General features: G+C 72.6%; 25 protein-coding genes. 18 read left to right on the top strand and 7 right to left on the bottom strand.

Annotated features, from left to right (window positions below; translation table 11 throughout):
• Positions 1 to 10: 10 nt before the first annotated feature.
• The 7 genes from cmk to ACQPY4_RS25345 all read left to right on the top strand — a co-directional run bounded on the left by cmk (position 11) and on the right by ACQPY4_RS25345 (position 6,788).
• The gene (gene cmk / locus ACQPY4_RS25375; RefSeq protein ID WP_433324748.1) at positions 11 to 676 is read left to right on the top strand and encodes a (d)CMP kinase; all 666 of its coding nucleotides are present in this window, start codon (positions 11 to 13) and stop codon (positions 674 to 676) included.
• Positions 673 to 2,046 (top strand): ribosome biogenesis GTPase Der, encoded by a 1,374-nt coding sequence (der, locus tag ACQPY4_RS25370; RefSeq protein ID WP_433324746.1) that lies wholly within the window; start codon positions 673 to 675, stop codon positions 2,044 to 2,046. Before cmk ends, der begins: the two co-directional genes overlap by 4 nt.
• A 153-nt stretch (positions 2,047 to 2,199) precedes the next feature.
• The gene (locus tag ACQPY4_RS25365) at positions 2,200 to 2,400 is read left to right on the top strand and encodes a hypothetical protein (protein WP_433324744.1); all 201 of its coding nucleotides are present in this window, start codon (positions 2,200 to 2,202) and stop codon (positions 2,398 to 2,400) included.
• Positions 2,401 to 2,405: 5 nt separating this feature from the next.
• Positions 2,406 to 3,551, top strand: a complete 1,146-nt coding sequence (locus ACQPY4_RS25360; protein ID WP_433324742.1) for a nucleoside 2-deoxyribosyltransferase domain-containing protein — start codon at positions 2,406 to 2,408, stop codon at positions 3,549 to 3,551.
• A gap of 85 nt (positions 3,552 to 3,636) precedes the next feature.
• Positions 3,637 to 4,755 (top strand): sensor histidine kinase, encoded by a 1,119-nt coding sequence (locus ACQPY4_RS25355; protein WP_433324740.1) that lies wholly within the window; start codon positions 3,637 to 3,639, stop codon positions 4,753 to 4,755.
• Between the two features lie 95 nt (positions 4,756 to 4,850).
• Positions 4,851 to 5,486 carry a response regulator gene (locus ACQPY4_RS25350; protein WP_433339014.1) on the top strand — a complete coding sequence of 212 codons (636 nt, stop codon included), beginning with the start codon at positions 4,851 to 4,853 and terminating at the stop codon, positions 5,484 to 5,486.
• A 123-nt stretch (positions 5,487 to 5,609) separates the two neighbouring features.
• On the top strand, positions 5,610 to 6,788 hold the full coding sequence (locus ACQPY4_RS25345) for a nitric oxide synthase oxygenase (RefSeq protein WP_433324738.1): 1,179 nt from the start codon (positions 5,610 to 5,612) through the stop codon (positions 6,786 to 6,788).
• Here the strand turns inward: ACQPY4_RS25345 and ACQPY4_RS25340 are convergent.
• Complete coding sequence (locus tag ACQPY4_RS25340; protein WP_433324736.1) at positions 6,757 to 7,782, bottom strand: alpha/beta hydrolase; 1,026 nt, start codon at positions 7,780 to 7,782, stop codon at positions 6,757 to 6,759. The genes ACQPY4_RS25345 and ACQPY4_RS25340 overlap by 32 nt on opposite strands.
• A gap of 157 nt (positions 7,783 to 7,939) precedes the next feature.
• Between ACQPY4_RS25340 and ACQPY4_RS25335 the strand changes: the two genes are divergently transcribed.
• The 7 genes from ACQPY4_RS25335 to soxR all read left to right on the top strand — a co-directional run bounded on the left by ACQPY4_RS25335 (position 7,940) and on the right by soxR (position 14,500).
• Entirely contained in the window at positions 7,940 to 8,347 is a 408-nt protein-coding gene (locus tag ACQPY4_RS25335; RefSeq protein ID WP_433324734.1) for a TOBE domain-containing protein, read from the top strand.
• Positions 8,344 to 9,099: a molybdate ABC transporter substrate-binding protein gene (modA, locus tag ACQPY4_RS25330; RefSeq protein ID WP_433324732.1), complete on the top strand. Its 756-nt coding sequence runs from the start codon at positions 8,344 to 8,346 to the stop codon at positions 9,097 to 9,099. Before ACQPY4_RS25335 ends, modA begins: the two co-directional genes overlap by 4 nt.
• Positions 9,096 to 9,878, top strand: coding sequence for an ABC transporter permease (locus tag ACQPY4_RS25325; RefSeq protein ID WP_433324730.1), 783 nt, complete (start codon positions 9,096 to 9,098; stop codon positions 9,876 to 9,878). The genes modA and ACQPY4_RS25325 overlap by 4 nt, the downstream gene beginning before the upstream one ends.
• 91 nt (positions 9,879 to 9,969) lie before the next feature.
• Positions 9,970 to 11,013: an ABC transporter ATP-binding protein gene (locus ACQPY4_RS25320; RefSeq protein WP_433324728.1), complete on the top strand. Its 1,044-nt coding sequence runs from the start codon at positions 9,970 to 9,972 to the stop codon at positions 11,011 to 11,013.
• A 176-nt stretch (positions 11,014 to 11,189) separates the two neighbouring features.
• Entirely contained in the window at positions 11,190 to 13,019 is a 1,830-nt protein-coding gene (locus ACQPY4_RS25315; RefSeq protein ID WP_433324726.1) for a phosphoenolpyruvate carboxykinase (GTP), read from the top strand.
• Between the two features lie 283 nt (positions 13,020 to 13,302).
• The gene (locus tag ACQPY4_RS25310; RefSeq protein WP_433324724.1) at positions 13,303 to 13,875 is read left to right on the top strand and encodes an HdeD family acid-resistance protein; all 573 of its coding nucleotides are present in this window, start codon (positions 13,303 to 13,305) and stop codon (positions 13,873 to 13,875) included.
• A 106-nt stretch (positions 13,876 to 13,981) separates the two neighbouring features.
• Positions 13,982 to 14,500 (top strand): redox-sensitive transcriptional activator SoxR, encoded by a 519-nt coding sequence (gene soxR, locus ACQPY4_RS25305; protein WP_433324722.1) that lies wholly within the window; start codon positions 13,982 to 13,984, stop codon positions 14,498 to 14,500.
• Here soxR and ACQPY4_RS25300 read toward each other — a convergent pair.
• Positions 14,497 to 16,902, bottom strand: coding sequence for a glycoside hydrolase family 65 protein (locus tag ACQPY4_RS25300; RefSeq protein ID WP_433324720.1), 2,406 nt, complete (start codon positions 16,900 to 16,902; stop codon positions 14,497 to 14,499). The two genes, soxR and ACQPY4_RS25300, sit on opposite strands and share 4 nt — an antisense overlap.
• A complete protein-coding gene (locus ACQPY4_RS25295; protein ID WP_433324718.1) occupies positions 16,899 to 17,636 on the bottom strand; it encodes a beta-phosphoglucomutase family hydrolase in 738 nt (245 codons plus the stop codon). Before ACQPY4_RS25295 ends, ACQPY4_RS25300 begins: the two co-directional genes overlap by 4 nt.
• Positions 17,637 to 17,746: 110 nt before the next feature.
• Here ACQPY4_RS25295 and gndA point away from each other — a divergent pair, with 110 nt between their 5' ends.
• The gene (gene gndA, locus ACQPY4_RS25290) at positions 17,747 to 19,174 is read left to right on the top strand and encodes an NADP-dependent phosphogluconate dehydrogenase (RefSeq protein ID WP_433324716.1); all 1,428 of its coding nucleotides are present in this window, start codon (positions 17,747 to 17,749) and stop codon (positions 19,172 to 19,174) included.
• Between the two features lie 24 nt (positions 19,175 to 19,198).
• On the opposite strand, the gene ACQPY4_RS25285 is transcribed toward gndA, so the two are convergent.
• Positions 19,199 to 19,882: a hypothetical protein gene (locus tag ACQPY4_RS25285; protein WP_433324714.1), complete on the bottom strand. Its 684-nt coding sequence runs from the start codon at positions 19,880 to 19,882 to the stop codon at positions 19,199 to 19,201.
• Between the two features lie 116 nt (positions 19,883 to 19,998).
• Between ACQPY4_RS25285 and ACQPY4_RS25280 the strand changes: the two genes are divergently transcribed.
• Together ACQPY4_RS25280 and ACQPY4_RS25275 are read left to right on the top strand one after the other, a co-directional pair.
• Positions 19,999 to 22,506, top strand: coding sequence for a DEAD/DEAH box helicase (locus ACQPY4_RS25280; protein WP_433324712.1), 2,508 nt, complete (start codon positions 19,999 to 20,001; stop codon positions 22,504 to 22,506).
• Between the two features lie 52 nt (positions 22,507 to 22,558).
• Positions 22,559 to 23,023: a hypothetical protein gene (locus ACQPY4_RS25275; protein ID WP_433324710.1), complete on the top strand. Its 465-nt coding sequence runs from the start codon at positions 22,559 to 22,561 to the stop codon at positions 23,021 to 23,023.
• 9 nt (positions 23,024 to 23,032) lie between these two features.
• Here the strand turns inward: ACQPY4_RS25275 and ACQPY4_RS25270 are convergent, their stop codons facing one another.
• Positions 23,033 to 23,413: a VOC family protein gene (locus tag ACQPY4_RS25270; protein WP_433324708.1), complete on the bottom strand. Its 381-nt coding sequence runs from the start codon at positions 23,411 to 23,413 to the stop codon at positions 23,033 to 23,035.
• A 192-nt stretch (positions 23,414 to 23,605) separates the two neighbouring features.
• On the opposite strand from ACQPY4_RS25270, the gene ACQPY4_RS25265 reads away from it, so the two are divergent.
• Positions 23,606 to 24,859: an alpha/beta hydrolase gene (locus ACQPY4_RS25265; protein ID WP_433324706.1), complete on the top strand. Its 1,254-nt coding sequence runs from the start codon at positions 23,606 to 23,608 to the stop codon at positions 24,857 to 24,859.
• A 21-nt stretch (positions 24,860 to 24,880) separates the two neighbouring features.
• On the opposite strand, the gene ACQPY4_RS25260 is transcribed toward ACQPY4_RS25265, so the two are convergent.
• Together ACQPY4_RS25260 and ACQPY4_RS25255 are read right to left on the bottom strand one after the other, a co-directional pair.
• The gene (locus ACQPY4_RS25260; protein ID WP_433324704.1) at positions 24,881 to 25,267 is read right to left on the bottom strand and encodes a tautomerase family protein; all 387 of its coding nucleotides are present in this window, start codon (positions 25,265 to 25,267) and stop codon (positions 24,881 to 24,883) included.
• Between the two features lie 14 nt (positions 25,268 to 25,281).
• A complete protein-coding gene (locus ACQPY4_RS25255) occupies positions 25,282 to 26,382 on the bottom strand; it encodes a methyltransferase domain-containing protein (protein ID WP_433324702.1) in 1,101 nt (366 codons plus the stop codon).
• Positions 26,383 to 26,393: the final 11 nt, after the last annotated feature.

Below are 26,393 nucleotides of genomic sequence, written 5' to 3'. Positions count from 1 at the left end.
GGGAGCGATCGTGCCGCTCGTCATCGCCATGGACGGACCGTCCGGGTCGGGCAAGTCCAGCGCCTCCAAGGGCGTGGCCCGGGCGCTCGGGCTCCGCTACCTCGACACCGGCGCCATGTACCGGGCCGTGACGTGGTGGATGCTGCGCGAGGGCGTCCCGGTGCGGGACGCCGCGGCGGTCGCGGCCCGGGCGGGCGAGCCGGTGATCGAGTCCGGCACCGACCCCGGCGCCCCTTCCATCGCGGTCGACGGCACCGACGTGTCCGGCCCGATCCGCACCCGCGAGGTCACCAACGCCGTCAGCGCGGTCAGCTCGGTCCCGGAGGTCCGGGCGCGTCTTGTCGCGCTCCAGCGTGAGATCATCGGTACCGGGGGCATCGTGGTGGAGGGCCGCGACATCGGCACGGTCGTCGTACCGGACGCGCCGGTCAAGGTCTACCTCACCGCCAGCGAGGAGGTGCGCGCCCAGCGCCGCGCCAGGGACCTGGCCACCGACCCGGCCGCCTCGGTGACCCTCACCCAGGCCGAGCAGGCGCGCCGCGACCGGCTCGACTCCACCCGCACGACGTCCCCGCTGACCAGGGCGGACGGCGCACACGAGATCGACTCGACCGAGATGGGTCTCGGCGAGGTCATCGAGGCGGTCGTCCGCCTCGCGAAAGAGACGCAGACGTGACTGAACACGAGATCGAGACCGCCGTCCCGGCCGAGGCCGACGAGGGCCCCGCGCCCGTCGTCGCCGTGGTCGGACGGCCCAACGTCGGCAAGTCGACCCTGGTCAACAGGATCCTCGGCCGCCGCGAGGCCGTCGTGGAGGACGTGCCGGGTGTCACCCGCGACCGCGTCGCCTACGACGCGACGTGGAGCGGCCGCCGCTTCACCGTCGTCGACACCGGGGGCTGGCTGCCCGACGCCATCGGCCTGGCCGCGGCCATCGCCGAGCAGGCGCGGCTGGCGGTCGACCTGGCCGACGTGGTGATGTTCGTCGTGGACGCCACGGTCGGCGCCACCGACGTCGACGAGGCCGTGGTGGAGATCCTGCGCCGCTCCGGCAAGCCGGTGGTGCTGGTGGCCAACAAGGTCGACGACGCCGGCGCCGAGGCCGACGCGTCCGGGCTGTGGTCGCTGGGCATCGGCGAGCCGCACCCGGTCAGCGCCCTGCACGGGCGCGGCAGCGGCGACCTGCTCGACGCCGTGCTGGAGGCGCTTCCCGAGGAGGCGCCGCCCGAGAACTTCGGCGAGCTCGGCGGGCCGCGCCGGGTGGCGCTGCTCGGCCGTCCCAACGTGGGCAAGTCCAGCCTGCTCAACCAGCTGGCGGGCGAGAAGCGCGCCGTGGTCGACTCGGTCGCCGGCACCACCCGCGACCCGGTCGACGAGATGATCGAGCTGGGCGGCAAGACCTGGCGGTTCATCGACACCGCCGGCATCCGCCGCCGCCACCGCGAGAACCAGGGCGCCGACTTCTACGCCACGCTGCGCACCCAGTCCGCGCTGGAGCGGGCCGAGGTGGCGGTGGTGCTGATCGACGCCAGCGAGCCGCTGGCCGAGCAGGACCTGCGGATCATCTCGATGGTGGTCGACTCGGGCCGCTCGCTGGTGATCGCCTACAACAAGTGGGACCTGCTGGACGAGGAGCGCCGCCACTACCTCGACCGCGAGATCGACCGGCAGCTCCACCACGCGCGCTGGGCGCCCCGGGTGAACGTCTCGGCCCGCACCGGACGCCACATGGAGAAGCTCGTCCCGGCGATCGAGGCGGCGCTGGAGGGCTGGGGCACCCGCGTGCCGACGGCCAAGCTCAACACCTTCTTCGCCGACCTGGTCAGCTCCCACCCGCACCCGGTGCGCGGCGGCAAGCAGCCCAAGATCCTTTTCGCCACGCAGGCGGGCGTGCGGCCGCCGAGGTTCGTGCTGTTCACCTCCGGCTTCCTGGAGGAGGGCTACCGGCGCTACATCGAGCGGCGGCTGCGCGAGGAGTTCGGCTTCCCCGGAACCCCGCTCGACGTGACGATGAAGATCCGCGAGAAGCGCGGCAAGAAGAAGTGACCCCACGGCCTGTCCGGGAGACGGGGGCGTTCGGAACGCCCTTCCCCGGACGGGCCTCGTCGTGTCAGGATGCTTTTGGTCCGGTTGATAAGTTCTCCATTACCCGTGGTATCTACGGCGGGTGCGGGGAGCGCTGACGGCAGGGGTGCTCGGGTGAAGCTGTTGCTGTTGTTGTCCGTGGCGGCGGCCTGCGTGGCGCTCAGCTTCGCCTGGCGTGAGCCGTGGATCGGCGGCGTCGGCCTGCTGGTCGGCTTCGTGGCCATGTTCACCGACCGCGACGACGTCGAGGTCGACGAGCGGCACAGCTACGAGACCCACGACACCGTCCGCAAGATGCGCTCCAGGGACCGCTGACGCCCATGGGGCGCGAGGTCACCGTCGTCTACGCGCGCGAGGAGCCGCCCGAGCGCTGGGACGCGGCGGTGTTCCTGGCCGGGCCCTCGCCGCGCTCGCCCGAGGTCGCCTCCTGGCGGCCCGAGGCCGTCGCGCTGCTGTGCGAGCGCTGGGCCCACGCCGGGCGGCTGGTGGTGTTCTCACCCGAGCACCGCCACGACCGCTACGACGACTACCTGGGCCAGATCGACTGGGAGGAGCGCTGCCTCCACCTGTCCGACGTGGTGCTGTTCTATGTCCCGCGCGACCTGGCGACCATGCCCGCGCTCACCACCAACGTCGAGTGGGGCGTCTGGCACGACAGCGGCCGGGTGGTGTTCGGCGCGCCGCCCGAGGCGCCCAGGAACCGGTACCTGCTGCACTACGCCGCCAAGTTCGACGTCCCCACCGCCACCGACCTGCCCGGGACGGTCGACGCCGCGCTCGCGGTCGTGGGGGAGGGCGCGTCCCGCGCCGAGGGCGAGTGCGAGGTCCCGCTGCTGATCTGGCGCACCGACCCGTTCCGCCGCTGGTACCGGGCGCAGCGCGGGGCGGGCAACACGCTGCTCGGCGCCCGCCTGGTGTGGCGGTTCGGCGCGCACTGGGCGCTGCACGTCCAGGTGCACGTGGCGGCCGAGGGCCGGGTGAAGGCGAACGAGGTCGTGCTCGCGCGGCCCGACATCAGCACGGTGCTGCTGTACCGTCCCGGCCCCACGCTGGACGAGACGACCGTGGTGCTCGTCCGCGAGTTCCGCAGCCCGGCCACGACACCCGACGGGTTCGTCCACGAGCTCCCCGGCGGCTCCGGCCCCGCCGACCCGCTGGAGCGGGCCCACGCCGAGGTCGCCGAGGAGACCGGGCTGGCCATCGACGCCGCGCGCCTGCGCGCCCACTCCGACCGGCAGGTCGCCGCGACGCTGTCGGCCCACCGCGCGCACCTGTACTCCGCCGAGATCACCGAGGCGGAGCTGGAGTGGCTGCGGGCGGCGGGGCCCGGGGGCGTGGCCGCCGACGGCGAGCGCACCCACGTCGAGATCACCACCTACGGGGCGCTCCGGCGCGACCGGCTGGTCGACTGGTCGACGCTGGGCATGGTGGCCGAGGCGCTGGAGGCGGGGCCGCCCGGCGCCTGAGCGCACGGCCGGACCACCCATGACCTTCGGCCAATTCCGGCGCCGGGCCGTTCCGGCCGCCCGCCCGTGCCCTTACGCTGACCGCATGGTGGCTCCGGTGCCCTCCCGGCCGCGGGTGGTGCCGTGGCTGGCGACCTTCCTGTACGCCACGGTCCTGGTGGCGGGCCTGTACGGCGAGCTGGTCGGGCTGTGCGAGCCCGACCCGCTCGGGACGGCCGGGTTCACCGCCGCGCTCGTCGCGGCGGCGGCGCTCGAACGGCTCCGTCCCGGCGGACGGGCCCGGGAGGCGGCCCTGCTGGCGGCGCGGGCGGGCCTGTTCGCGGCGGCCGCCGCGCTCGACTGCTCGGGGACGGCCCGATCCCTGTTCCTGCTGATCCCGTTCGTCGGCTACTTCACGCTGGGCCGCCGCGCCGGGTACGCGCTGGCCGTGCTCTGCCTGGGCGCCGTCACCGTCGCGCTGGCATCCAGGCCGGGCTGGTACTCCGACAGCGAGGGCGTCTCCGACCTGCTGATGTTCGTCATCGGGCTGGTCTTCGCGATCGCGATGGCGGCCGCCGCCCATCGCGAGGAGGCCGGGCGCGCCCGGGCCGAGGCCCTGGCCGGGCAGGTCAGGGAGCTGGCCACGGTGGCCGAGCGGCACCGGCTGGCCCGCGACATCCACGACAACGTCGGGCACCATCTCACCGTGATCGCCGTCCAGCTGGAGAAGGCCGAGGCGTTCCGCGACCTGGACCGCGCAGCCGCCGACCAGGCGCTGCGGGACGCGCGGGAGTCGGCGCGGATCGCGCTGGGCGAGGTCCGCCGCTCGGTGGGCGGCCTGCGCTCGCAGGGGGAGGTGTTCTCGCTCTCCTCGGCGCTGGCCGCGCTGGTGGCCCGCTTCGGCGACGGGGTCACGCTCGACATCGACGGCGAGGAGACCCGGTTCGCGGGCGGGCCCGCGCTCTACCACGCGGCCCAGGAGAGCCTGACCAACGCCACCCGGCACGCGGCGGCCGGGCGGGTCACCGTCGAGGTCAGCCTGGGCAGGCGGGAGGCGCGGCTGGTCGTCGCCGACGACGGGCGCGGGTTCGGGAGCGACGCGGACGAGGGGTTCGGGATGCGGGGCATGCGCGAGCGCCTGGAACTGGTCGGCGGGACGCTGCGGATCGAGTCCGCGCCCGGCGCCGGGACCCGCGTGACGGCCGTCGTCCCGGTGCGGCCGTGAGCGGGCCGTATCTCGGTGGGGAGACGACCCCCCACACCCCCCGCACGGCCCCTTCCACTCCGCTGCGCTCCGCTCCAGAGTCCGGGTCGGACGAGGTGCGGGTGCTGGTCGCCGACGACCAGCGGCTCATCCGCGAGGGCATCGCCTCGCTGCTCGACCTCCAGCCGGGCGTCACCGTCGCCGGGACGGCACCGGACGGGCGCGCCGCCGTCGACCAGGCCGTGAGCCTGGACCCGCAGGTCGTGCTGATGGACGTCCGGATGCCGGTCATGGACGGCGTCCAGGCCACCGCCGCGCTGCGCGAGCAGGTGCCCGGCTGCCGCGTGCTGATGCTGACCACCTTCGACGACGAGGAGTACATCGTCGCGGCGCTGCGCGCGGGCGCGTGCGGGTACCTGCTCAAGGACCTGCCCGCCGCCGAGCTGGCGCGGGCCGTCCGGATGGCCCACGCGGGGGTCGACCAGTTCGCGCCCGCCGTCACGGGACGGCTGCTCGGCGCGCTGGCGGGCACGTCCCGGCCCAGGCCGCCGTCCTCGGACGCCCGGCTGACCGGACGGGAGCTGGAGGTGATCCGGCTGATCGCCGCCGGGGCCACCAACCGCGAGATCGCCTCCCGCCTCTATGTCAGCGAGGGCACGGTCAAGAACCACGTGTCGAGCATCCTCAGCCGTCTGGGCCTGCGCGACCGCACCCAGGCGGCCATCTACGCCCACGACCACGGATTGCTCTGATTACGAGCGAATCACGGGAAACCACCATCCCTCGGCGGCTCGCGTGGCATCCTGTGACTTCGAGTGATCAAAGGCTGACAATCGGTCACAGGTGGGGCGATGTCATTTTTCGGTCGTACGGCGGTGGTTTCCCCTTCGAAGCTGGAACAGGACGCCGAGGCGTTCCTGCGCCTGTTCCACGCCGAGGAGGGACGGGCGGAGCGGCTGGTGCCGAGGCTGGGGGAGGTCTGCGAGGAGATCCGCGAGACCGGCACCTACACCCACACCGAGGAGGAGCTGGCGTTCGGCGCCCGGGTCGCCTGGCGCAACAGCAGCCGCTGCATCGGACGGCTCTACTGGCGCAGCCTGCGCGTCCGCGACCGGCGCGGCGCGGCCACGGCGCGCGAGCTGGCCGACGAGTGCGTCGAGCATCTGACCGAGGCGTCCGGGACGGGCCGCGTCCGGCCGATCATCACGGTCTTCGCGCCCGACCGTCCGGGAAAGCCGGGTCCGCGCATCTGGAACGACCAGCTCATCAGGTACGCGGGCTACCGGGAACGCGACGGGCGGGTCGTGGGCGACCCGGCCAACGTCCGGATCACCGAGACCGCCCGCGCCCTGGGCTGGACGGGCGGCGCGGGGACGCCGTTCGACGTGCTCCCGCTGGTCGTGGAGGCGCCGGGGGAGCCCGTCCAGTGCTTCGACCTGCCCGGCGAGGCGGTGCTGGAGGTGCCGCTGACGCATCCCGGCCTGCCCTGGTTCGCCGAGCTCGGGCTGCGCTGGCACGCCGTCCCCGCCATCGCCGGGATGGATCTGGAGATCGGCGGGATCACCTATCCGGCGGCGCCGTTCAACGGCTGGTACATGGGCACCGAGATCGGCGCCCGCAACCTCGGTGACCAGGGGCGCTACGACCAGATCCCGGTGGTCGCCGAGCGGATGGGGCTCGACACCTCCAGCGAGGCCACGCTCTGGCGCGACCGGGCGCTGGTCGAGCTGAACGTGGCGGTGCTGCACTCGTTCCGCGAGGCCGGGGTGTCGATCACCGACCACCACACCGAGTCGCGCCGGTTCCTGCTGCACCTGGAGCGGGAGGAGGGCGCGGGACGCGCCTGCCCGGCGGACTGGTCGTGGATCGTGCCACCGCTGTCGGGCTCGGCCACGCCGGTGTTCCACCGCTACTACGACGAGGCCGACCTGCGTCCGGCCTTCCTGCCCAGGCCCGGGCCGAGGGCCACGCTGCCGCCCTCGCGGACGCCCGCGTCCCACCCGGTGGTGGTCCCGTCTCGGGTCACGCGCTCCTGTCACGTGTCGCGGGTCTGACCCGCGCGGCGGCGCTGTCGAACGCCTCGCGGACGAACGCGCCCATCTCGGCGATCGCGGCGCGCGACTCGGGCAGCAGCGGGCCGAACATCTGGAACACGTGCAGCTGGCGGTCCCAGACCTGGAGCGTGACCGGGACGCCCGCGGCGGCCAGCCGCCGCGCCATCTCCTCCGAGTCGCAGTACAGCAGCTCGGTCGAGCCCGCCGTCAGCAGCACCGGCGGCAGCCCGGCCAGGTCGGCCGGGGCGGCGTGGATCGGGGAGATCTCCGGGTCGGACGGGTCGAGGTCGACCAGCACCCGCTCCACGATCCGCTCCAGGACGGTGCCGGGCGCCGCGGGGTCGAGCTCCATGTTGGCGTGGGCGAGCTTGCCCGCCGGATCCATGTCGAGCATCGGCGACATCGGGACCAGCGCGGCGGGGCGCGGCAGGCCCTCCTTCAGCGCGCGCAGCGCCGTCGCGAACGTCAGGTGCCCGCCCGCCGAGTCGCCCATGATCACGATGTTCTCCGGCGGGATCTGCTTCTCCTCCAGCAGCCAGCGGTAGGCCGCCAGGCAGTCGTCCACCTCCCGGTCGAAGGTGACGACGGGGACCATCCGGTAGTCGACCGAAAGGGCCGGAACCCCGCAGGCGGCGCTGAACCAGGCGATCATCCGGCGGTGGGTGTTGAGGCCGCAGCAGATCCAGCCGCCGCCGTGCAGGTAGAGGATCGCCCGGTCGCGCGCCGGTGGCACGCCGGGGCCGTGGACCCACTCGGCGCCGAAGCCGTCGAACCGGACGGGGGCGGTGCGGGTGCCCCGGGGCGGCCTCGACCGCGCCGCCATCCGGTCCAGCGCGGCGGCCCGGCGCAGGCCCCGGTCGTCCAGCGGCGCGCTGCCGTAGCGCGCCAGGCGCGGGCGCAGGAAGCGCCGCACCCCGGCCGCCACCACGCGCGACCGCACGCTCGCCGTCCCGCGCCTGTCGATCACCAGCGTCGTCGGTTCCGGTCGCGTCAACGGTCCTCCTCGTCCGGAATGTAAGTAAATGGTGACATCGCGGCCGGGTGCGGGTAAAGACCCTGGCGCATCTGCTAGGTCCAGAGGCCAATTTGGCCGCTATTACCAGAGCATCCTCGTGATGCTGCTCGGATCTGCGAGGGGTAGCATTCCTTCCGTGACCACGTTCCGCATCAGCGAGGCCGCCGCCCTGCTCGGGGTGAGCGCCGACACCGTCCGCCGGTGGGTGGACGGCGGGCGCCTGGCCGCCTCGCGCGACGAGCACGGCCATCGCATCGTCCCGGGCGCCGAGCTGGCCGCCTTCGCCCGCGACCAGGCGCGCGGCGGCGCGGCCGAGCGCGGCGAGCGGTTCTCCTCCGCCCGCAACCGGATGCGGGGCATCGTCACCGAGGTGACCAGGGACGGCGTGATGGCCCAGGTCGAGATCCAGGCGGGCCCGTTCCGGATCGTGTCGCTGATGAGCCGCGAGGCCGCCGACGAGCTCGGCCTGGAGACCGGCGTGGTCGCCGACGCCGTCGTGAAGTCCACCACCGTGGTCGTCGAACTCCCCGAGGAGCACGCGTGAAGCGCGCCGCGGCCGCCGTCCTGGCCCTGGTCCTGCCCGCCGTCGCCGCCTGCGGCGACACCGCCGACGGCGGCTCCTCGGGGACGCGGACGCTCACGGTCTTCGCCGCCGCGTCGCTGACCGAGTCCTTCACCGAGCTCGGCCGCGAGTTCGAGGCGTCGCGCGGGGGCGTGAAGGTCAGGTTCAACTTCGGCGGCAGCTCCACGCTGGCCCGGCAGATCGCCGAGGGCGCGCCCGCCGACGTCTTCGCCGCCGCCAGCCCCGCCACCATGACCACCGTCACCGACGGCGGCGACGCCTCCGGGGCGCCCCGGGTGTTCGCCAAGAACCGCCTGGTCATCGCCGTGCCCACCAAGGGCGGCGCTCCCGTGCGCGTGCCGTCCGACCTGGCGGGGCGCGGGGTCAAGGTCGTCGTCTGCGCCGAGCAGGTCCCCTGCGGGGCCGCCGCCAGGAAGGCGCTCGACGCCGCCGGGGTGCGCCTCACCCCGGTCTCCCGGGAGCAGGACGTCAAGGCGGTGCTCACCAAGGTCAGGCTGGGCGAGGCCGACGCGGGTCTGGTCTACCGCAGCGACGCCAGGGCCGCCTCGGGGCAGGTCAGGACGATCGAGTTCCCCGAGGCGGGCAGGGCCGTCAACGACTATCCGATCGTCGCGCTGGCCAAGGCGCCGCAGCCGGGCCTGGCGGGCGAGTTCGTCGAGCTGGTCCTGTCCCCGCGCGGCCGGGCCGCCCTCACCCGCGCCGGGTTCGAATGAGGTCAAGGCCGCCGCTGGTCCTGATGCTCCCGGCCCTGGCCGGGCTCGCCTTCCTGGTCCTGCCGCTGGCCGGACTGCTGGTCCGCGCGCCGTGGTCGACGCTCGGCACCCGGCTGGGCCAGCCCCAGGTGCTGGAGGCGCTGCGGCTCTCGCTGGTCACCGCGACCCTCGCCACGGGGCTCTGCCTGCTGTTCGGCGTCCCGCTGGCCTGGGTGCTGGCCCGGGTCCCGTTCCCCGGGGTGCGGCTTGTGCGCGCGCTGGTGACCGTCCCGCTGGTGCTGCCCCCGGTGGTCGGCGGCGTCGCGCTGCTGCTGGTGCTCGGCCGCCGGGGCCTGGTGGGGGAGTGGCTGGACGTCACGTTCGGCGTCACGCTCCCGTTCACCACCGCCGGGGTCGTGCTGGCCGAGACTTTCGTGGCCATGCCGTTCCTGGTGATCAGCGTCGAGGGGGCGCTGCGCGGCGCCGACCAGCGCTTCGAGGAGGCGGCCGCCACACTCGGGGCGGGCCGCTGGACGATCTTCCGCCGGGTCACGCTGCCGCTGATCGCCCCCGGCGTGCTGGCGGGCGCGATCCTGTGCTGGGCGCGGGCCCTGGGCGAGTTCGGGGCCACGATCACCTTCGCGGGCAACTTCCCCGGCCGCACCCAGACCATGCCGCTGGCGGTCTACCTGGCCCTGGAGACCGACCCGCAGGCCGCCATCGTGCTCAGCCTGGTACTGCTGGCCGTCTCCATCGTCGTCCTGGCGGTTCTCCGCGACCGCTGGACGGGCGCCTCGTGAAGGGCCCGGACGCGCACCGGACTGTGCGGCGCGGACCCCTCGGCCCCGGCGCGGTGGTGGCGGTGCTCCGCGATGGCTGGACGGGCGCCTCGTGAAGGGGCTGGACGCGCACCTGGTCGTGCGGCGCGGAAGCTTCACGCTCGACCTTGAGCTGGCCGTGGCGCCGGGCGAGGTGGTGGCGTTGCTCGGGCCCAACGGGGCGGGCAAGAGCACCGCGCTGCGCGCGCTGGCCGGGCTCGTCCCGTCCTCCGGAGGGCATGTCCGGGTCGACGGCGCCGACCTGCGTCCGCTGCCCCCCGAGAGGCGCGGCATCGGGATGGTCTTCCAGGACTACCTGCTGTTCCCGCATCTGAGCGCGCTGGAGAACGTCGCCTTCGGGCCGCGCTCCCAGGGGGCCGGACGGCGCGAGGCCCGCCGCCGCGCCGCCGCCTGGCTGGAGCGCGTCGGGCTCGCGGACCGGGCGTCCGAGCGTCCGCGCGCGCTGTCGGGCGGCCAGGCCCAGCGCGTCGCGCTGGCCCGCGCCCTGGCCGTCGAGCCCCGGCTGCTCCTGCTGGACGAGCCGCTCTCGGCCCTGGACGCCCACACCAGGCTCACCATCAGGGCCGCGCTCCGCCGCCATCTCGCGGGGTTCGAGGGCGCGGCCGTGCTGGTCACCCACGACCCCCTGGACGCCATGGTGCTCTCGGACCGGCTGGTCGTCGTGGAGGACGGCCGCCTGGTCCAGCAGGGCCCGCCCGCCGAGGTGGCCCGGCGCCCGCGCACCGACTACGTCGCCCGCCTGGTGGGCCTGAACCTGTACCGGGGCCGTGCGTCCGGCGGGACGGTCACACTCCACGAAAGCGCGTTCGCACTGGACAGCATCGAAGCGCTTGAAGGTGAGGTCTTTCTGGCCTTCGCGCCATCGGCCGTCGCGCTCTACCGCACCCGTCCCGACGGCAGCCCCCGCAATGTCTGGCGGGCCGCCGTGAGCGCGATCGAGCGGCAGGGAGACCGTGTCAGGGTCCAGCTCGACGGTTCCGGCATCACCGCCGCCGCCGATGTGACACCCGGCGCCGTCGCCGAACTCCAATTGGCGGAGGGTAGCGAGGTATGGGCGGCTGTCAAGGCCGCGGAAACCCACGCCTATCCCGCCTGAACTGCGAACTCCCGCTCGACCGTTCCCTCCCGTCTGCCCAGGTGGGGCTGGTGATATCAGTCACAGAACGGGTAGGAGGGGCCCAAAAGGGGCCCTGATTGGTCCAGACCAAATGGCTAAATCGTGGGCCCTTGTTCATGATGCAGAGATCCTGCGAACACCTAAAGGAGTTGCACGTGTCCAACCAGGTCGCTGCGTCGTCGGCCCCCGGCCCCGAAAAGGCCCCCACCAGTAACACCGAACTTCTCGACTGGGTGCGCGGGATCGCCGAGCTGACCCAGCCCGACCGGGTGGAGTGGTGCGACGGCTCCGAGGCGGAGTGGGAGCGCCTCACCGGTCTGCTCGTCGAGCAGGGCACGTTCAGGCGCCTCGACCCGAGCAAGCGGCCCAACAGCTTCTACGCCGCCTCCGACCCCAGCGACGTGGCCCGAGTAGAGGACCGCACCTACATCTGCTCGGAGAACGAGGCCGACGCCGGGCCCACCAACAACTGGATCGCCCCCGCCGAGATGCGCGAGACCTTCGGCGAGCTCTTCAAGGGCTGCATGAAGGGCCGCACCATGTACGTGGTGCCCTTCTGTATGGGCCCCCTGGGCGGCAACATCTCCCAGCTCGGCGTCGAGATCACCGACTCGCCCTACGTCGCGGTCTCCATGAAGATCATGACCCGCATGGGCGAGGGCGCGCTGCGCCTGATCGAGGAGCGCGGCTCGTTCGTCAAGGCCGTCCACTCCGTCGGCGCCCCGCTGGAGCCCGGCCAGGCCGACGTCCCGTGGCCGTGCAGCGACACCAAGTACATCTCGCACTTCCCCGAGACCCGCGAGATCTGGTCCTACGGGTCCGGCTACGGCGGCAACGCGCTGCTGGGCAAGAAGTGCTACGCCCTGCGCATCGCCTCGACCATGGCCCGCGACGAGGGCTGGATGGCCGAGCACATGCTCATCCTCAAGCTCACGCCGCCCACCGGCGAGACCCGCTACGTCGCGGCCGCGTTCCCGTCCGCCTGCGGCAAGACCAACCTGGCGATGCTGGAGCCGACCATCCCGGGCTGGAAGGTCGAGACCATCGGCGACGACATCGCCTGGATGCGCTTCGGCGAGGACGGCCGCCTCTACGCCATCAACCCCGAGGCCGGCTTCTTCGGCGTCGCGCCCGGCACCGGCGAGGCCACCAACGCCAACGCCGTGAAGACCCTCTGGGGCAACAGCATCTTCACCAACGTCGCGCTCACCGACGACGGCGACGTGTGGTGGGAGGGCCTCACCGAGGAGCCCCCCGCGCACCTCACCGACTGGAAGGGCAACGACTGGACGCCCGAGTCCGAGACCCCGGCGGCCCACCCCAACGCCCGCTTCACCACCCCGGCCGGCCAGTGCCCGATCATCGCCCCCGAGTGGGAGGACCCCAAGGGCGTCCCGATCTCGGCGATCCTGTTCGGCGGCCGCCGCGCCACCGCCGTCCCGCTGGTCACCGAGTCCTTCGACTGGCAGCAGGGCGTCTTCCTCGGCGCCAACGTCGCCTCGGAGAAGACCGCCGCCGCCGAGGGCACCGTCGGCGAGCTGCGCCGCGACCCCTTCGCCATGCTGCCCTTCTGCGGCTACAACATGGGCGACTACTTCGCCCACTGGCTCAAGATCGGCCGCTCGACCGAGGTCGAGAAGCTGCCCCGCATCTACTACGTCAACTGGTTCCGCAAGAACGCCGACGGCAAGTTCATCTGGCCCGGCTTCGGCGAGAACAGCCGCGTCCTGAAGTGGATCGTCGAGCGCCTCAACGGCCAGGCCGACGCCGTCAAGACCCCGATCGGCCACCTCCCGGCCCCCGGCGCCCTCGACACCGACGGCCTGGAGATCGCCGAGGACGACCTGGCCACGCTCCTGTCGGTCGACACCGAGGTCTGGAAGCAGGAGGCCGCCCTGGTCCCCGCCCACTTCGAGACCTTCGGCGACCACCTCCCCAAGGAACTCTGGGACGAATACAACTCCCTCGTGAATAGGTTGCGCTAACTCTGTTTACCCGGGGGGCCACCCCCCGGACCCCCAGGCCGGGGTGCGGCGCCATCCTCGCTCGCTGCGCTCGCTGCGGGTGGCACCGCACCCCGGGTGGAGGGGCTTCCGCCCCCCACGCCCCCCGACTGGGGGCTTCGCCCCCAGGCCCCCTTTTGGGGCTCCGCCCCTCGCCCCTTTTCGGCTGGGGTTTTGGGTTTTGCTGTAAAAGGGTGTGGGCTTGGTGTTGGGGCCTGCTGGGTGCGGCTACCTGTGAGGTATCGGTTTTCTCACAGGGGGCTCCATGCTCGAATCGCTGGCCCGCCACTGGTGGGTGCTCGCGTTGCGCGGGGTGTTCGCCATTCTCTTCGGGCTGGTCGCGTGGACCTGGCCGGGGATCACCATCTGGGCGCTGGTCGTCCTGTTCGGGGCGTACGCGCTGGTGGACGGGTTCTTCTCGCTGGTCGCGGCGTTCCAGGGCGGGTTCGGGCGGTCGCGGGCCTGGTTGGCGCTGGTCGGTGTGTCCGGGGTCGTGCTGGGCGTGATGGCGATGGCCTGGCCCGGGATCACCGGGCTGGCGCTGCTGATGCTCATCGCGGCCTGGGCGGTCATCACCGGGGTCTTCGAGATCGTCGCCGCGGTCGGGCTGCGCAAGCAGATCCGGGGCGAGTGGCTCTACATCCTGTCGGGGGCGGTCTCGGTGCTGTTCGGTCTGATGCTGTTCGCGTGGCCCGAGGACGGCGCGCTCGCCGTGGTCTGGATCATCGGGTTCTTCTCGATCCTGTTCGGGGCCTTCATGGTCGGGGCCGCGTTCCGCCTTCTGAAGCTCACCCATGAGCGCGGACGCCACCGCGCCGCTCCGATCGCCCACCACTAGGCCCCGTCTTGGCGGAGTCCTCCGGTCGGGGCGAGATCGTCCCCGCCCGGGACGTCGTCTCGCGGGTGGAGGTCGAATGACGGGCCGTCCCGTTTAGGATTCCAGCATGACGCGGCTTGAGTTCAGGTTGAACGAACTGACCGTCGGGCAGCTCGCCGAGCGCAGCGGCGTGGCGGTGTCGGCCCTGCACTTCTACGAGAGCAAGGGCCTGATCAGCAGCCGCCGCACGGCGGGCAACCAGCGCCGGTTCAGCCGGGACACGCTGCGCCGGGTCTCGTTCATCAAGGTCGCCCAGCGGGTCGGGATCCCGCTGAGCGAGATCAGGGACGCGCTGGCCACGCTGCCCTGCGAGCGCACGCCCACCGCCGAGGACTGGGCGCGGCTGTCGGAGACCTGGCGGACGGGCCTGGACGACCGGATCGCCCAGCTGGAGCGGCTGCGCGACGACCTCACCGACTGCATCGGGTGCGGCTGCCTGTCCATCAGCAAATGCGCGCTGGCCAACCCCTACGACCGCCTCGGCGACGAGGGGCCCGGCCCCCGCCGCCTGCTCGTCGAGCACGGCGCGCGCGCGTCGGCGTCCTCCTCAGCGGTCTCCGAGGACGTCTGCGCGTCCTGCGACTAGGGGTGCTCGTCGGCCGTCTCGCGCAGGTGGGGGTCGGTGCGTCTCGGAGTCGGTTCCCGGCCCGCGGGCTGGGCGGGGCGTGGCCGGGCCGGGACGGGTGAGATGGGCAGCTCGGCGGGCTCGTCGGCCAGGGTGACCTCCTCGCCGTGGTGCAGCAGGGTCAGGCCCGGGCCGTCCAGCAGCTCGTACTTCGCCGACCTGGCGCGGACGGTGACCTTGATCCGGCTGCCCCGGTAGCGGAGCCGGAACGCCAGGCGGCCGATGCTGCTGGGCAGCCTCGGCGCGAACGCCAGGCGCCCGTTCCCGGTGCGCATCCCGCCGAACCCGGCGACCAGGCCGCTCCAGGCCCCGGCCATGGACGCGATGTGCAGCCCGTCGCGGGTGTTGCGGGCCAGGTCGTGCAGGTCGAGCAGGGCGGTCTCGCCGAGATAGTCGTGCGCCAGGTCCAGCTGCCCGACCTCGGCGGCGATCACCGCCTGCGACTGCGCCGACAGCGAGGAGTCCCGCACCGTCACGCCCTCGTAGTAGTCGAAGTTCCGCGCCTTCTGCTCGGGCGTGAACGCCTCCCCGCACAGGTGCATCGCCAGCACCAGGTCCGACTGCTTGACGACCTGCTTGCGGTAGAGGTCGAAGTAGGGGAAGTTCAGCAGCAGCGGATAGTGGTCGGGCTTGGTCGCGGCGAAGTCCCAGCGCGCGTGGTTGGTGAAGCCCTCGCTCTGCGCGTGGACGCCCAGCCGCTCGTCGTAGGGGATGAGCATGGCGGCGGCCGCGTTCCGCCACGAGGCGGCCTCCTCGGTCGTCACGCCGAACCGGTCGGCCAGGTCGGGGTGGCGCATCGCCATCGTGGCGGCCGCCTGGAGGTTCCGCCGCGCCATCAGGTTGGTGTAGACGTTGTTGTCCACGATCGCGGTGTACTCGTCCGGGCCGGTGACCCCGTCGATGCGGAACACGCCCTCGACGTCGTGGTGCCCGAGGCCGCGCCACAGGCGGGCCGTCTCCACCAGCAGCTCCAGGCCGATCTCCCGCTCGAACTCGGCGTCCTGGGTGGCGTCCAGATACCGGACGACGGCGTCGGCGATGTCGGCGTTGATGTGGAACGCGGCGGTCCCGGCGGGCCAGTAGCCCGAGCACTCCTGGCCGCGGATCGTCCGCCAGGGGAACGCCGCCCCGGCCAGGCCGAGCTGCGTGGCGCGCTCGCGGGCCAGCGGCAGCGTCATGTGCCGCCAGGCCAGCGCGTCGGCGGCCGCCCCGGCGTGGGTGTAGGTGAGCACCGGCAGGACGAACGTCTCGGTGTCCCAGAAGGTGTGGCCGTCGTAGCCCGGGCCGGTCAGCCCCTTGGCGGGGATCATGCGCCGCTCGGCGCGCGCGCCCGCCTGCAGGATGTGGAACAGCCCGAACCTGACGGCCTGCTGCACCTCGGCGTCGCCTTCGATCTCGACGTCCGCGCCGCACCAGAAGTCGTCGAGGTAGTCGCGCTGCTCCTTGAGCAGGCCCTCCCAGCCGGTGTGGCGCGCGGCGGCCAGCGCCCCGACGACCTGGTCGTGCAGCGCGGGCCGCGAGCGCCGGCTCGACCAGCCGTAGGCCATGTACTTCACGACCCGCAGTTTCTGGCCGGGCTCCAGCCGGGTCGAGATCGTCACCCGTCCGATGTCGGGGGAGCTCTCGGCGTCCACGGCCATGTCGTCGGGGCCCTCGACGTCGTGCGACATCCCCGCGGCCATCCGCAGCCCGCTGTCGCGGGTGCGGTGCACCAGCACCACCTTGGTGCCGTTGGAGACGTGCTCCTCGCTGACCAGTGGCGAGTCCAGGACGGCCGCCACGCGCGGGTCGCGGCCCATGTCGGGCAGCGTCTCGTTGGCCACCATCTCCGACTGCACCACGATGCGCGCCGGGCCGTCCACGGGCTCGACCTCGTAGTAGATCGCCGCGACCGCCCGCTGGGTCAGCGAGACCATCCGCACCGAGGTGATCCGCATGGTGCGCTCGGCGGGGGAGGTCCACTCCACGCGGCGCCGCAGCGTCCCCGCCTTCAGATCCAGGACCCGCTCGTGCTCGTGGACGCGCCCGTACCGGACGTCGAACGGCTCGTCGTCCACCAGCAGCCGGATCAGCTTGCCGTTGGTGACGTTGATGATGGTCTGCCCCGATTCGGGGAAGCCGTAGCCCGCCTCGGCGTAGGGGAGCGGACGCCGCTCGTAGAAGGAGTTCAGATAGCTGCCCGGCAGGCCGTGCGGCTCGCCCTCGTCCAGGTTCCCCCGCAGCCCCACGTGCCCGTTGGACAGGGCGAACACCGACTCGCTCTGCGCGAGGCGGTCCAGGCGCAGTTCGGGCTCGCGCACGCACCACGGCTCGACGGCGTACAGCGGACGGTCGGTCGCCCCATGGACGTCGCGCTCGGTCACGTGCCCTCCAGCAGTTCGGAAAGGTCGCCGACGACGATGTCGGCGCCGTGCTCGGCCAGTGCGGTCGCGTGCTCCTCGTCCACCCGGTTGACCCCCACCACGTACGAGAACCCGCCCGCGCGCCCCGCCTGGACGCCCGCGAGCGCGTCCTCGAACACCACGGCCCCGGCGGCGGGGACGCCGACGGCCCGCGCCCCGGCCAGGAACATGTCCGGGGCCGGTTTGCCCGGCAGCCCGCGCTCCTGCGCCGTGACGCCGTCGACGCGCGCGTCGAACAGGTCGGTGATACCCGCGACCTGGAGCACCTGAACGGTGTTGGCGCTGGACGACACCACCGCCGTCCTCAGCCCCGCCTTACGCGCCTCCCGGACGAAGTCGACCGAGCCGTCGAAGACCTCGACGCCGCGCTCCTCGATGAGCTTCAGGACCAGCTCGTTCTTGCGGTTGCCCAGCCCCCGGACCGTCTCGGCCGTGGGCGGGTCGTCCGGATCGCCCTCGGGCAAGGTGATGCCACGCGACTCCAGGAACGAGCGCGTCCCGTCCTCGCGCTTCTTGCCGTCGACGTACTTCCCGTACTCCTTCACCGAGTCGAACGGGACGAAGGGTTCCGGCCGTCGCCGCAGGTACTCGTCGAACATCTCCTTCCACGCCGCCGCGTGGACGGCGGCGGTGCGGGTCAGCACACCGTCGAGGTCGAACAGGCACGCTTCGGCCGTGTCCGGCAGTCCGAGCATCGGGCCCCCAAGAGTCGATCCGTACGTACTCCCCCGTTCCCCACTCGAACGGCACCTCACACCAGCCGCGTATAACGGTGGGTGGGGCCACTCATATAGAAGGAGCACTCATGGACAAGGCGCGCATCGGCGTCACGGGACTGGCCGTCATGGGGCGGAACCTCGCCCGCAACCTCGCCCGGCACGGGCACCCGGTAGCCGTCCACAACCGTACTCCTGCCAAGACCAAGGACCTGGTGGAGCAGTTCGGGCACGAGGGCACCTTCGTCGCCGCCGAGACGCCCGAGGTCTTCGTGGCGTCGCTGGAGCGGCCGCGCCGGTTGGTGATCATGGTCAAGGCCGGAGCGCCCACCGACGCGGTCATCGACGTCTTCGCCCCCCTCCTGGAGGAGGGCGACATGATCGTGGACGGCGGCAACGCGCACTTCGCCGACACCCGCCGCCGCGAGGCCGCCCTGCGCGAGCGCGGCCTGCACTTCGTCGGCGCCGGCATCTCCGGCGGCGAGGAGGGCGCCCTGCACGGCCCGAGCATCATGCCCGGCGGCTCGGCGGAGTCCTACGAGGCGCTCGGCCCGCTGCTGGAGGACATCTCGGCCAAGGTCGACGGCACGCCCTGCGCCGTCCACGTCGGCCCGGACGGCGCCGGCCACTTCGTCAAGATGGTGCACAACGGCATCGAGTACGCCGACATGCAGCTGATCGCCGAGTCCTACGACCTGCTGCGCCGCGCCGCCGGGCACGCGCCCGGCGAGATCGCCGAGGTCTTCCGCACCTGGAACACCGGCCGCCTGGAGTCGTACCTCATCGAGATCACCTCCGAGGTCCTGGCCCACACCGACGCCGAGACCGGCAAGCCGTTCGTGGACGTCGTCGTCGACCAGGCCGAGCAGAAGGGCACCGGCCGCTGGACGGTCCAGATCGCCCTGGACCTCGGCGTCCCGGTCGGCGGCATCGCCGAGGCCGTCTTCGCCCGCTCGGTCTCCGGCCACGCCGCGCTGCGCGAGGCGGCCCAGGGCCTCCCGGGCCCGCTCACCACCACCATCGGCAACGGCAACGGGTTCGCCGAGCATGTCGAGCGGGCGCTGTACGCGTCCAAGATCGTCGCCTATGCCCAGGGCTTCCACCAGATCCAGGCCGGCAGCGCCGAGTACGGCTGGGGCATCGACTCCGGCGCGATGGCCACCATCTGGCGCGGCGGCTGCATCATCCGGGCCCGCTTCCTCGACCGCATCCGCGCGGCCTACGAGGCCGACCCGTCGCTGCCGACCCTGCTCACCGACGACCACTTCGCCGAGGCCCTGGGCGCCGCCCAGGACAGCTGGCGCTTCGTGGTCGCCACCGCCGCCAAGCTCGGCATCCCGACCCCGGGCTTCTCGGCCGCCCTGGCCTACTACGACTCCCTGCGCGCCGAACGCCTTCCCGCCGCCCTGACCCAGGGCCAGCGCGACTACTTCGGCGCCCACACCTACCGCCGCACCGACCGCGAGGGCACCTTCCACACCCTCTGGGGCGCCGACCGCACCGAGGTCCAGCCCTGACCCACCGCCAGTGCCCCCGGACGCTCAGTGCTCGACCGCGCTCCTGACGGTGCGCGTGGCCTGGGCGAGCCGGGCGGGCGCCAGGTCGGCGCTTGCCACCAGCCCGGCGGTCGAGGCGTCCGCCCAGGCGCATGCCGAGAACCGCTGGCTCGGCCGGACGACCTGGCCGCATCGCAGCACCCCGCCCAGGGGCCCGGCCTGCTCCTGGGTGGGTCGAGAGACGCCCAGCCCGTGCAGCCCTTCGTCGACGGTCCGGCCGGGGGACCGATTCCTGCCCAGGTCGGGATAGTCCTTGGCGCCGAAACCGGCGAAGATCAGCTGCCGGTCACCCCGCCGGTAGACGCCGATCTTCACCCGGCTCACGTCGCGGTTGCGCCAGAAGGGCGTCCGGGCGATGTCGTCACGCAGAGCCGCGGCGGTCCGGCGTGCCGCCGGTCCCGACTGGAGCCGGTACTTGCCGATCGAGGGTGGAACGGTCAGTTCGCGGACGGGGCCGTGGCGCTTCTCCTCGATCGCCGGGTTGACCCACCGGCCGACGGCGAGCCAGGCGGCCACGGCGCACACGACCGCGAGGACCAGGCCGCCGAGCCGCCGTGCCGGGTGCCTGGAACGCCCGGGGGTGCGGGGCGTGGCCGGTTGCCAGTCGGGACGCGTGGGCGCCGCCAGTTCGTCCGGGGCCCAGACCTGGCGGGGTGCTCCGTCATTCACGGCGCCTCCTCGGGCTGATGACGATCGGCCGAACCTATCGGGCATGTCGGTCATTTCTGGCGGGAACGGCGCGGGCGGTGGCTCGGGACGGGGGTGAACGGGGGCAGGATGGGGGGGTGAACTCCAGCGAGCCGCTTATCGATCAGCTTCCGTCCGGCGCCGATGTTGACCCCGACTCCCTGTTCGAGGCGTTCGAACGGTGGGTGTCGGGGCGCGGGATCACGCTGTACCCCGCGCAGGAGGAGGCGCTGATCGAGGTGGTCTCGGGGGCCAACGTGGTCCTGTCGACGCCGACGGGGTCGGGGAAGAGCCTGGTGGCCGCCGGGGCGTTGTTCGCGGGGCTGGCCCGCGACCAGGTCGGGTTCTACACGGCGCCGATCAAGGCGCTGGTGTCGGAGAAGTTCTTCGACCTGTGCGAGATGTTCGGGCGCGAGAACGTCGGGATGATGACCGGCGACGCCTCCGTCAACGCCGACGCGCCGATCATCTGCTGCACCGCCGAGGTGCTGGCCAACATGGCGCTGCGGGACGGCAGGGACGCCGACGTCGGCGTGGTCGTGATGGACGAGTTCCACTTCTACGCCGAGCCCGAGCGGGGGTGGGCGTGGCAGATCCCGCTGCTGGAGCTCCCGCAGGCGCAGTTCCTGCTGATGTCGGCCACGCTGGGCGACGTCCAGTTCTTCCAGAAGGACCTCAGCCGCCGGACGGGACGGCCGACGGCGCTGGTGACCTCCGCCGAGCGGCCGGTGCCGCTGATCTACGACTACCGGGTCACGCCCCTGCACGAGACGATCGAGGAGCTGCTGGGCGAGCTGAAGGCCCCGATCTATCTGGTGCACTTCACCCAGGCCGCCGCGATCGAGCGGGCCCAGTCGCTGATGAGCATCAACGTGTGCTCCAAGGAGGAGAAGGCCCGCATCGCCGAGCTGATCGGCGGCTTCCGGTTCACCACCAAGTTCGGGCGCAACCTGTCGCGGTTCGTGCGGCACGGGATCGGCGTCCACCACGCGGGGATGCTGCCCAAGTACCGGCGCCTGGTCGAGCGGCTCGCCCAGGCGGGCCTGCTGAAGGTCATCTGCGGCACCGACACCCTGGGCGTGGGCGTGAACGTGCCCATCCGCACCGTGGTGTTCACGGCGCTGAGCAAGTACGACGGGCACCGGGTGCGGAGGCTGCGGGCGCGGGAGTTCCACCAGATCGCCGGGCGGGCCGGACGGGCCGGGTTCGACACCGTCGGGTTCGTGGTCGCCCAGGCGCCCGAGCATGTCGTGGAGAACGAGAAGGCGCTGGCCAAGGCGGGCGACGACCCCAAGAAGCGGCGCAAGGTCCAGCGCAAGAAGGCCCCCGAGGGCTTCGTCGGCTGGGACGAGGAGGTCTTCGTCAAGCTCCAGAGCGCCGAGCCCGAGATGCTGCGGTCCCGGTTCGTGGTCAGCCACGCGATGCTGCTGTCAGTGATCGCCCGGCCGGGCAACGCGTTCCAGGCCATGAAAAGCCTGCTCACCGACAACCACGAGGACCGCACGGCCCAGCGCCGCCACATCTCCCGGGCCATCGCGATCTACCGGTCGCTGCTGGCCGGGGGAGTGGTCGAGGCGCTGCCCGAGCCCGACGAGCACGGCCGCCACGCGCGGATCACCGTCGACCTCCAGGAGGACTTCGCGCTCAACCAGCCGCTGTCGACGTTCGCGCTGGCCGCCTTCGAGGTGCTCGACCCGGCCTCGCCCACCTACGCGCTGGACGTCCTGTCGGTGATCGAGGCGACGCTGGACGACCCCCGGCAGATCCTGGCCGCGCAGGAGAACAAGGCGCGCGGCGAGGCCGTCCAGGCGATGAAGGCCGAGGGGATCGAGTACGAGGAGCGGATGGAGCTCCTGCAGGACGTCAGCTACCCGCGTCCGCTGGAGGAGGAGCTGGAGGCCGCCTACGAGATCTACCGCGCCGGGCACCCCTGGGTCGGCGACCACCCGCTGCGCTCCAAGACCATCGTGCGCGACATGTACGAGCGGGCGATGACCTTCACCGAGTACATCTCCTACTACGAGCTGGCCCGGGGGGAGGGCCTGGTCCTGCGCTACCTGTCGGGCGCCTACAAGGCGCTCCAGCAGACCGTCCCGGAGTCGATCAAGAACGACGACCTGATCGACCTGATCGAGTGGCTGGGCGAGCTGGTCCGCCAGGTCGACTCCAGCCTGCTGGACGAGTGGGAGCAGTTGGCCAATCCCTCCGACGACCCCGACGAGGTCATCGAGGAGCGCGTCACCCGCGTCACGGCCAACACGCGGGCGTTCCGCGTCCTGGTGCGCAACGCCCTGTTCCGCCGGGTCGAGCTGGCCGCGCTGGAGCGCTACTCCGAGCTGCGCGAGCTCGACCCCGACCTCGACTGGCCCGCGGCCATGGCCGGCTACTGGGAGGACCACGACGAGCTGCTCACCGGCCCCGACGCGCGCGGTCCCAAGCTCCTGCAGATCGAGGAGGTCCCCGAGGACGCGCTGTGGCGCGTCCGGCAGGTCTTCGACGACCCGGCGGGCGACCACGACTGGGGGATCTCCGCCGAGGTCGACCTGGCCGGTTCGGACGAGGCGGGCGAGGCCGTGCTGAAGGTGACCGGGGTCGACCGCCTATAACGTTCGGGCGTTTCTCCGTGCCCGCGACGCCACGGAGCGTGACGATGGACGCGTGCGTCCTTCCCGCGTCCCGCCCTCGGGCTTCACCCGCGCCCTGCCCCAGCCGCCGCGCGCCCGCCGTGCCGCCTACCTCTCCGGCGTCTGCGCGGGCCTGGCGGCGCTGGCCGTGGCCGTCACGTTCCTGACCCCCGGCGCCCCCGCCCGCAGGGACACTCCCGCGGCCGAGCCCCGCCCGGCCCCGTCGGCGGCGCCGCCACCGGTGCGGCCCGCGCCGGACGACATCGTCCCCGCCGACCCGGAACGCGAGCCGGACCGGACGGCGGCCCGGCCCCGAGCGACCGTGGCCGCGCCCCCGGCCGCGCGCCGCCGTCCCGAGCCACGCCGGACGCCCGTCGCGGCTCCGCGACCGGCCCCGACCTCGGCCTGGGCCCGCACCGAATGCGCCCGCCGCTTCTCCGGCGACCCGCGCCGCCGCTCCATCTGCGAGAAGGCGCTGGCCGGCTTCCCTCGGCCCTGACGGACTCGGCTACCGCCAGCCGCCGTAGGGGACGGTGAGGACTTCCATGGCGTGGCCGCCGGGGTCGTCGAAGTAGACGCCACGGCCGCCGTCACGGGTGTTGATCTCCCCGACGCCGCTGCCGTCGGGGTCGGCGTACCACTTGGCGCCGGAGGCCTTGATGCGTGCGTGGATGGCGTCGAAGTCCTCCTCGGGCACCAGGAACGCGCAGTGGTGCCAGCGGAAGTCGTCGGAGTCCATGAAGTCGAGCGTGACGCCGTTGCCGGTCGTGACCGGGTAGAAGGGGCCGGTCTGGGGGCCCGCCGTCACACCGAGGATGCCCGCGAGGAACTCGGCGGACTCCCGCTTGTCGTTGGCCGGGACGATGATGTGGTCGAGCTTGATGGTCATACCCCTCAGTCTGCGCCCTCAACATTACTTGAGGTCAAGGTCCCGCGTCGGATGTCAACCCCCACGAGTTCTAGGGATTTGTTCGGGATAGTTGCTCGGGAATAGTCCTGGGCAGTAACTTTTCCCAGACTTCGTTACTAAGGTCCCAGGTGTCCCGCGGGGAACCCGGTCGCCTCCTCGGCTGGAGAGTCCATGCAGCGACGTACCGACAGGAAGATCGCCCTCGGCGGAACAGCCGTGGTCGCGGTCGTGCTGCCGACCTTCATGATCGTGCTCTCGGAGACGGGGATCGGGCGGACCACGTCCAATAACCGGCCCCAGGCACAGACCAGTCCCAGCGAGAGCGGGCCGAACCTGCCCAGCTTCGGCCCGGCGGCCCAGCCGTCCGAATCGCCGGTCACCACGCCGACGTACCTGCCGAAGAACCGCTCGTCGAGCTACCCGTTCGACACCGAGCCCGGCCCGCGCGCCCCTCGTGGCGACCCGGACGACCGCAAGAGCGAGCACGGCAAGAAGCCGCACCTGCCCGAGGGCATCGGCAAGCTGCCCACCAAGTTCCACAAGGCCGACGACGGCGCGAAGATCACGGCGGTGAAGCGGCTCGGCAAGAGCTGGCTGGACCTGTCGATCGCCAGCCCGGCGCTCGGCAGGGTCGTGCAGACGCGCGTGATCGTCCCCAAGACGTGGAGCGCCGGGGCCAAGCGCTCCTGGCCGGTCGTCTACGCCTTCCACGGCGGCAACAGCGACTACCAGTCGTGGACCAAGCACTCCGACCTCGCCAAGGTCGCCGCCGGATACGACCTGATGATCGTGATGCCCGAGGGCGGACGGAACGGGTCGTACACCAATTGGTGGAACGGCGGCAGGGGCGGCATCCCCGCCTGGGAGACCTTCCACATCCGCGAGGTCATCCCGCTGATGGAGCGCAACTTCCGCGCGGGGTCGACGCGCGCGACGATCGGGCTGTCCTCGGGCGCCCAGGGCGCCATGACGTACGCGGTGCGCTACCCGACGCTGTTCAAGTACGTCGCGGCCTACAGCGGGCCCCTGAACATCACCGCGCCGGGCATGCCGGCCGTCCTGACCCAGCTGAACGGCACGACGGCCATCTGGGGCGACCCGGTCACCGACCGGGCGAACTGGCGCGCGCACGACCCGACCGTGCTGGTCGGCCGCCTGCGCAACGTCGGCGTCTACGTCTCCTCGGGCAACGGCGAGCCCGGCCCCTACGACAAGGGGGGCGAGCCGCCGTGGTCGGCCGGGCGGTTCGGCGAGCAGCTCACCGGCCGGATGACCACGAACTTCGTCGCGGCCGCGCGCCGCGAGGGCATCCGCGTCACCGCGAACCTCTACGGGCCCGGCATGCACAACTGGCCCTACTGGAAGCGCGAACTGCGCCGCAGCTGGCCCGCCGTCACCGCCGCGATCGGCGTCCGCAAGCCCTGACCAGAAATCGGCACCCCCTGATCAGATGTCGACCGAGTAGCTGAGCGCGATCTCGTCGCCGGGGACGCCGCGGATGCCCCAGGCGACCGGGGGCGACTCGACGACGACGATCTCCAGGTCGACGGGGGAGATGCCGAGCGCCTCGGGGAGACGCCCGTACATCGTCTTGATCAGCGAGCGCTTGGCGTCGTCGCTGCGGCCCGAGAAGGCCAGGACCTCGACGATCAGGTAGTTCTCGGACCGGCCGGACGCGACCAGGTCTTCGGGGTCCAGCAGCAGGAAGCGCTGGAATCTGGCGTCCTCCGGGGTCTGCCAGGCCTCGGTCAGGCAGCCGTGGGCGAGGTCGGAGAGCTCGGCGCGGCGGCCGGCCCAGACGTCGCGGCGGCCGTAGAACTTGATCTGGGGCACGCGTCCATCATGCCTCACAGAACCCGGTCCGGATCGTCCAGCCAGACGTGCTGCCCCTCGGGCGAGACGGTGATCCCGAACCGGGCGCGGTCGGGCTGGCCCCAGCGGATCCAGCGGAAGAAGACGGCCTCCAGCTCGTCCCACAGGTCGCGGGGGCCGAACTGCCGGACGACGGAGCCGGTCACGTGGGCGCCCGACTCGTCCGTCCAGAGCCAGACCTCATACGGGGGCCCCTCTCGCAGGGCGACGTGGACGTCGGGGAGCGTCCCCGCCACGGCCACGTCGAGGCCCCGGCAGGAGCGGAAGATCCGGCGGGGGTCCAGCGTCGCGGGCCGCTCGCGGTGGCCGCCCTGGTGCTCGGGGGCCGGGGGCGGGCGCTGGCTCCGGAGCATCATGTACCCGGCGCTCCCGGAGAAGCGGCCGGTCGCGACGCCGGTGTCGTCGACCATCAGCCGCACCTTGTGGCCCGGCTCGAAGTCGGGCATCCAGGGGAACACGATGACGCCGCCCGGACGTGTCTGCGCGACCCAGGCGTAGGGGACCTCGCGCACGCCCGCCGCCACGTGGACGCGGTCGTAGGGCGCGCCTTCCGGCAGTCCCCGGGTCCCGTCGCCCAGCACGAGCCTCGGCGCGTACCCGGCTCGTTCGAGGTTCGCGGCCGCCCGCAGATGCAGGCCCTCGTCGATTTCGACGCTGGTGACGTTCCGCTCGCCGAGCCGATGGGACAGCAGCGCGGCCGTCCAGCCCGAGCCCGTGCCGATCTCCAGCACCCGGTCGCCGTCGTAGGGGGCCAGCAGTTCCAGGAACTCCACGGCGACCCCGGCCGCCGAGACCGAGGAGCTGTAGTCGCCGCGTCCGGCGCCGACGTCGGTGGCGCCGTCGTCGAGCTGGGTGACGATCGCCTGGTCGGCGTAGATCGCGTCCCACCACGCGCCGGGCGCCCGGTCGCGGTCGACGGCGTACTCGGGGCCCTCGTCGGGGACGGCGAGGGCCACCGGGGGGACGAACAGATGGCGCGGGACGGCGTGCAGCGCGTCCCGCCACGCCGGGTCGGTGAGCTCGCCGCCCCGGGCCAGGCGGTCGGCCAGGGCGTCGATGCGCTCGTGAAGGTCCACTACCCGGCTTC

The sequence above is a fragment of the Spirillospora sp. CA-294931 genome (assembly GCF_050946795.1).
Lineage (GTDB): Bacteria > Actinomycetota > Actinomycetes > Streptosporangiales > Streptosporangiaceae > Spirillospora.
This window is presented reverse-complemented; position numbering and strand designations above follow the sequence as displayed.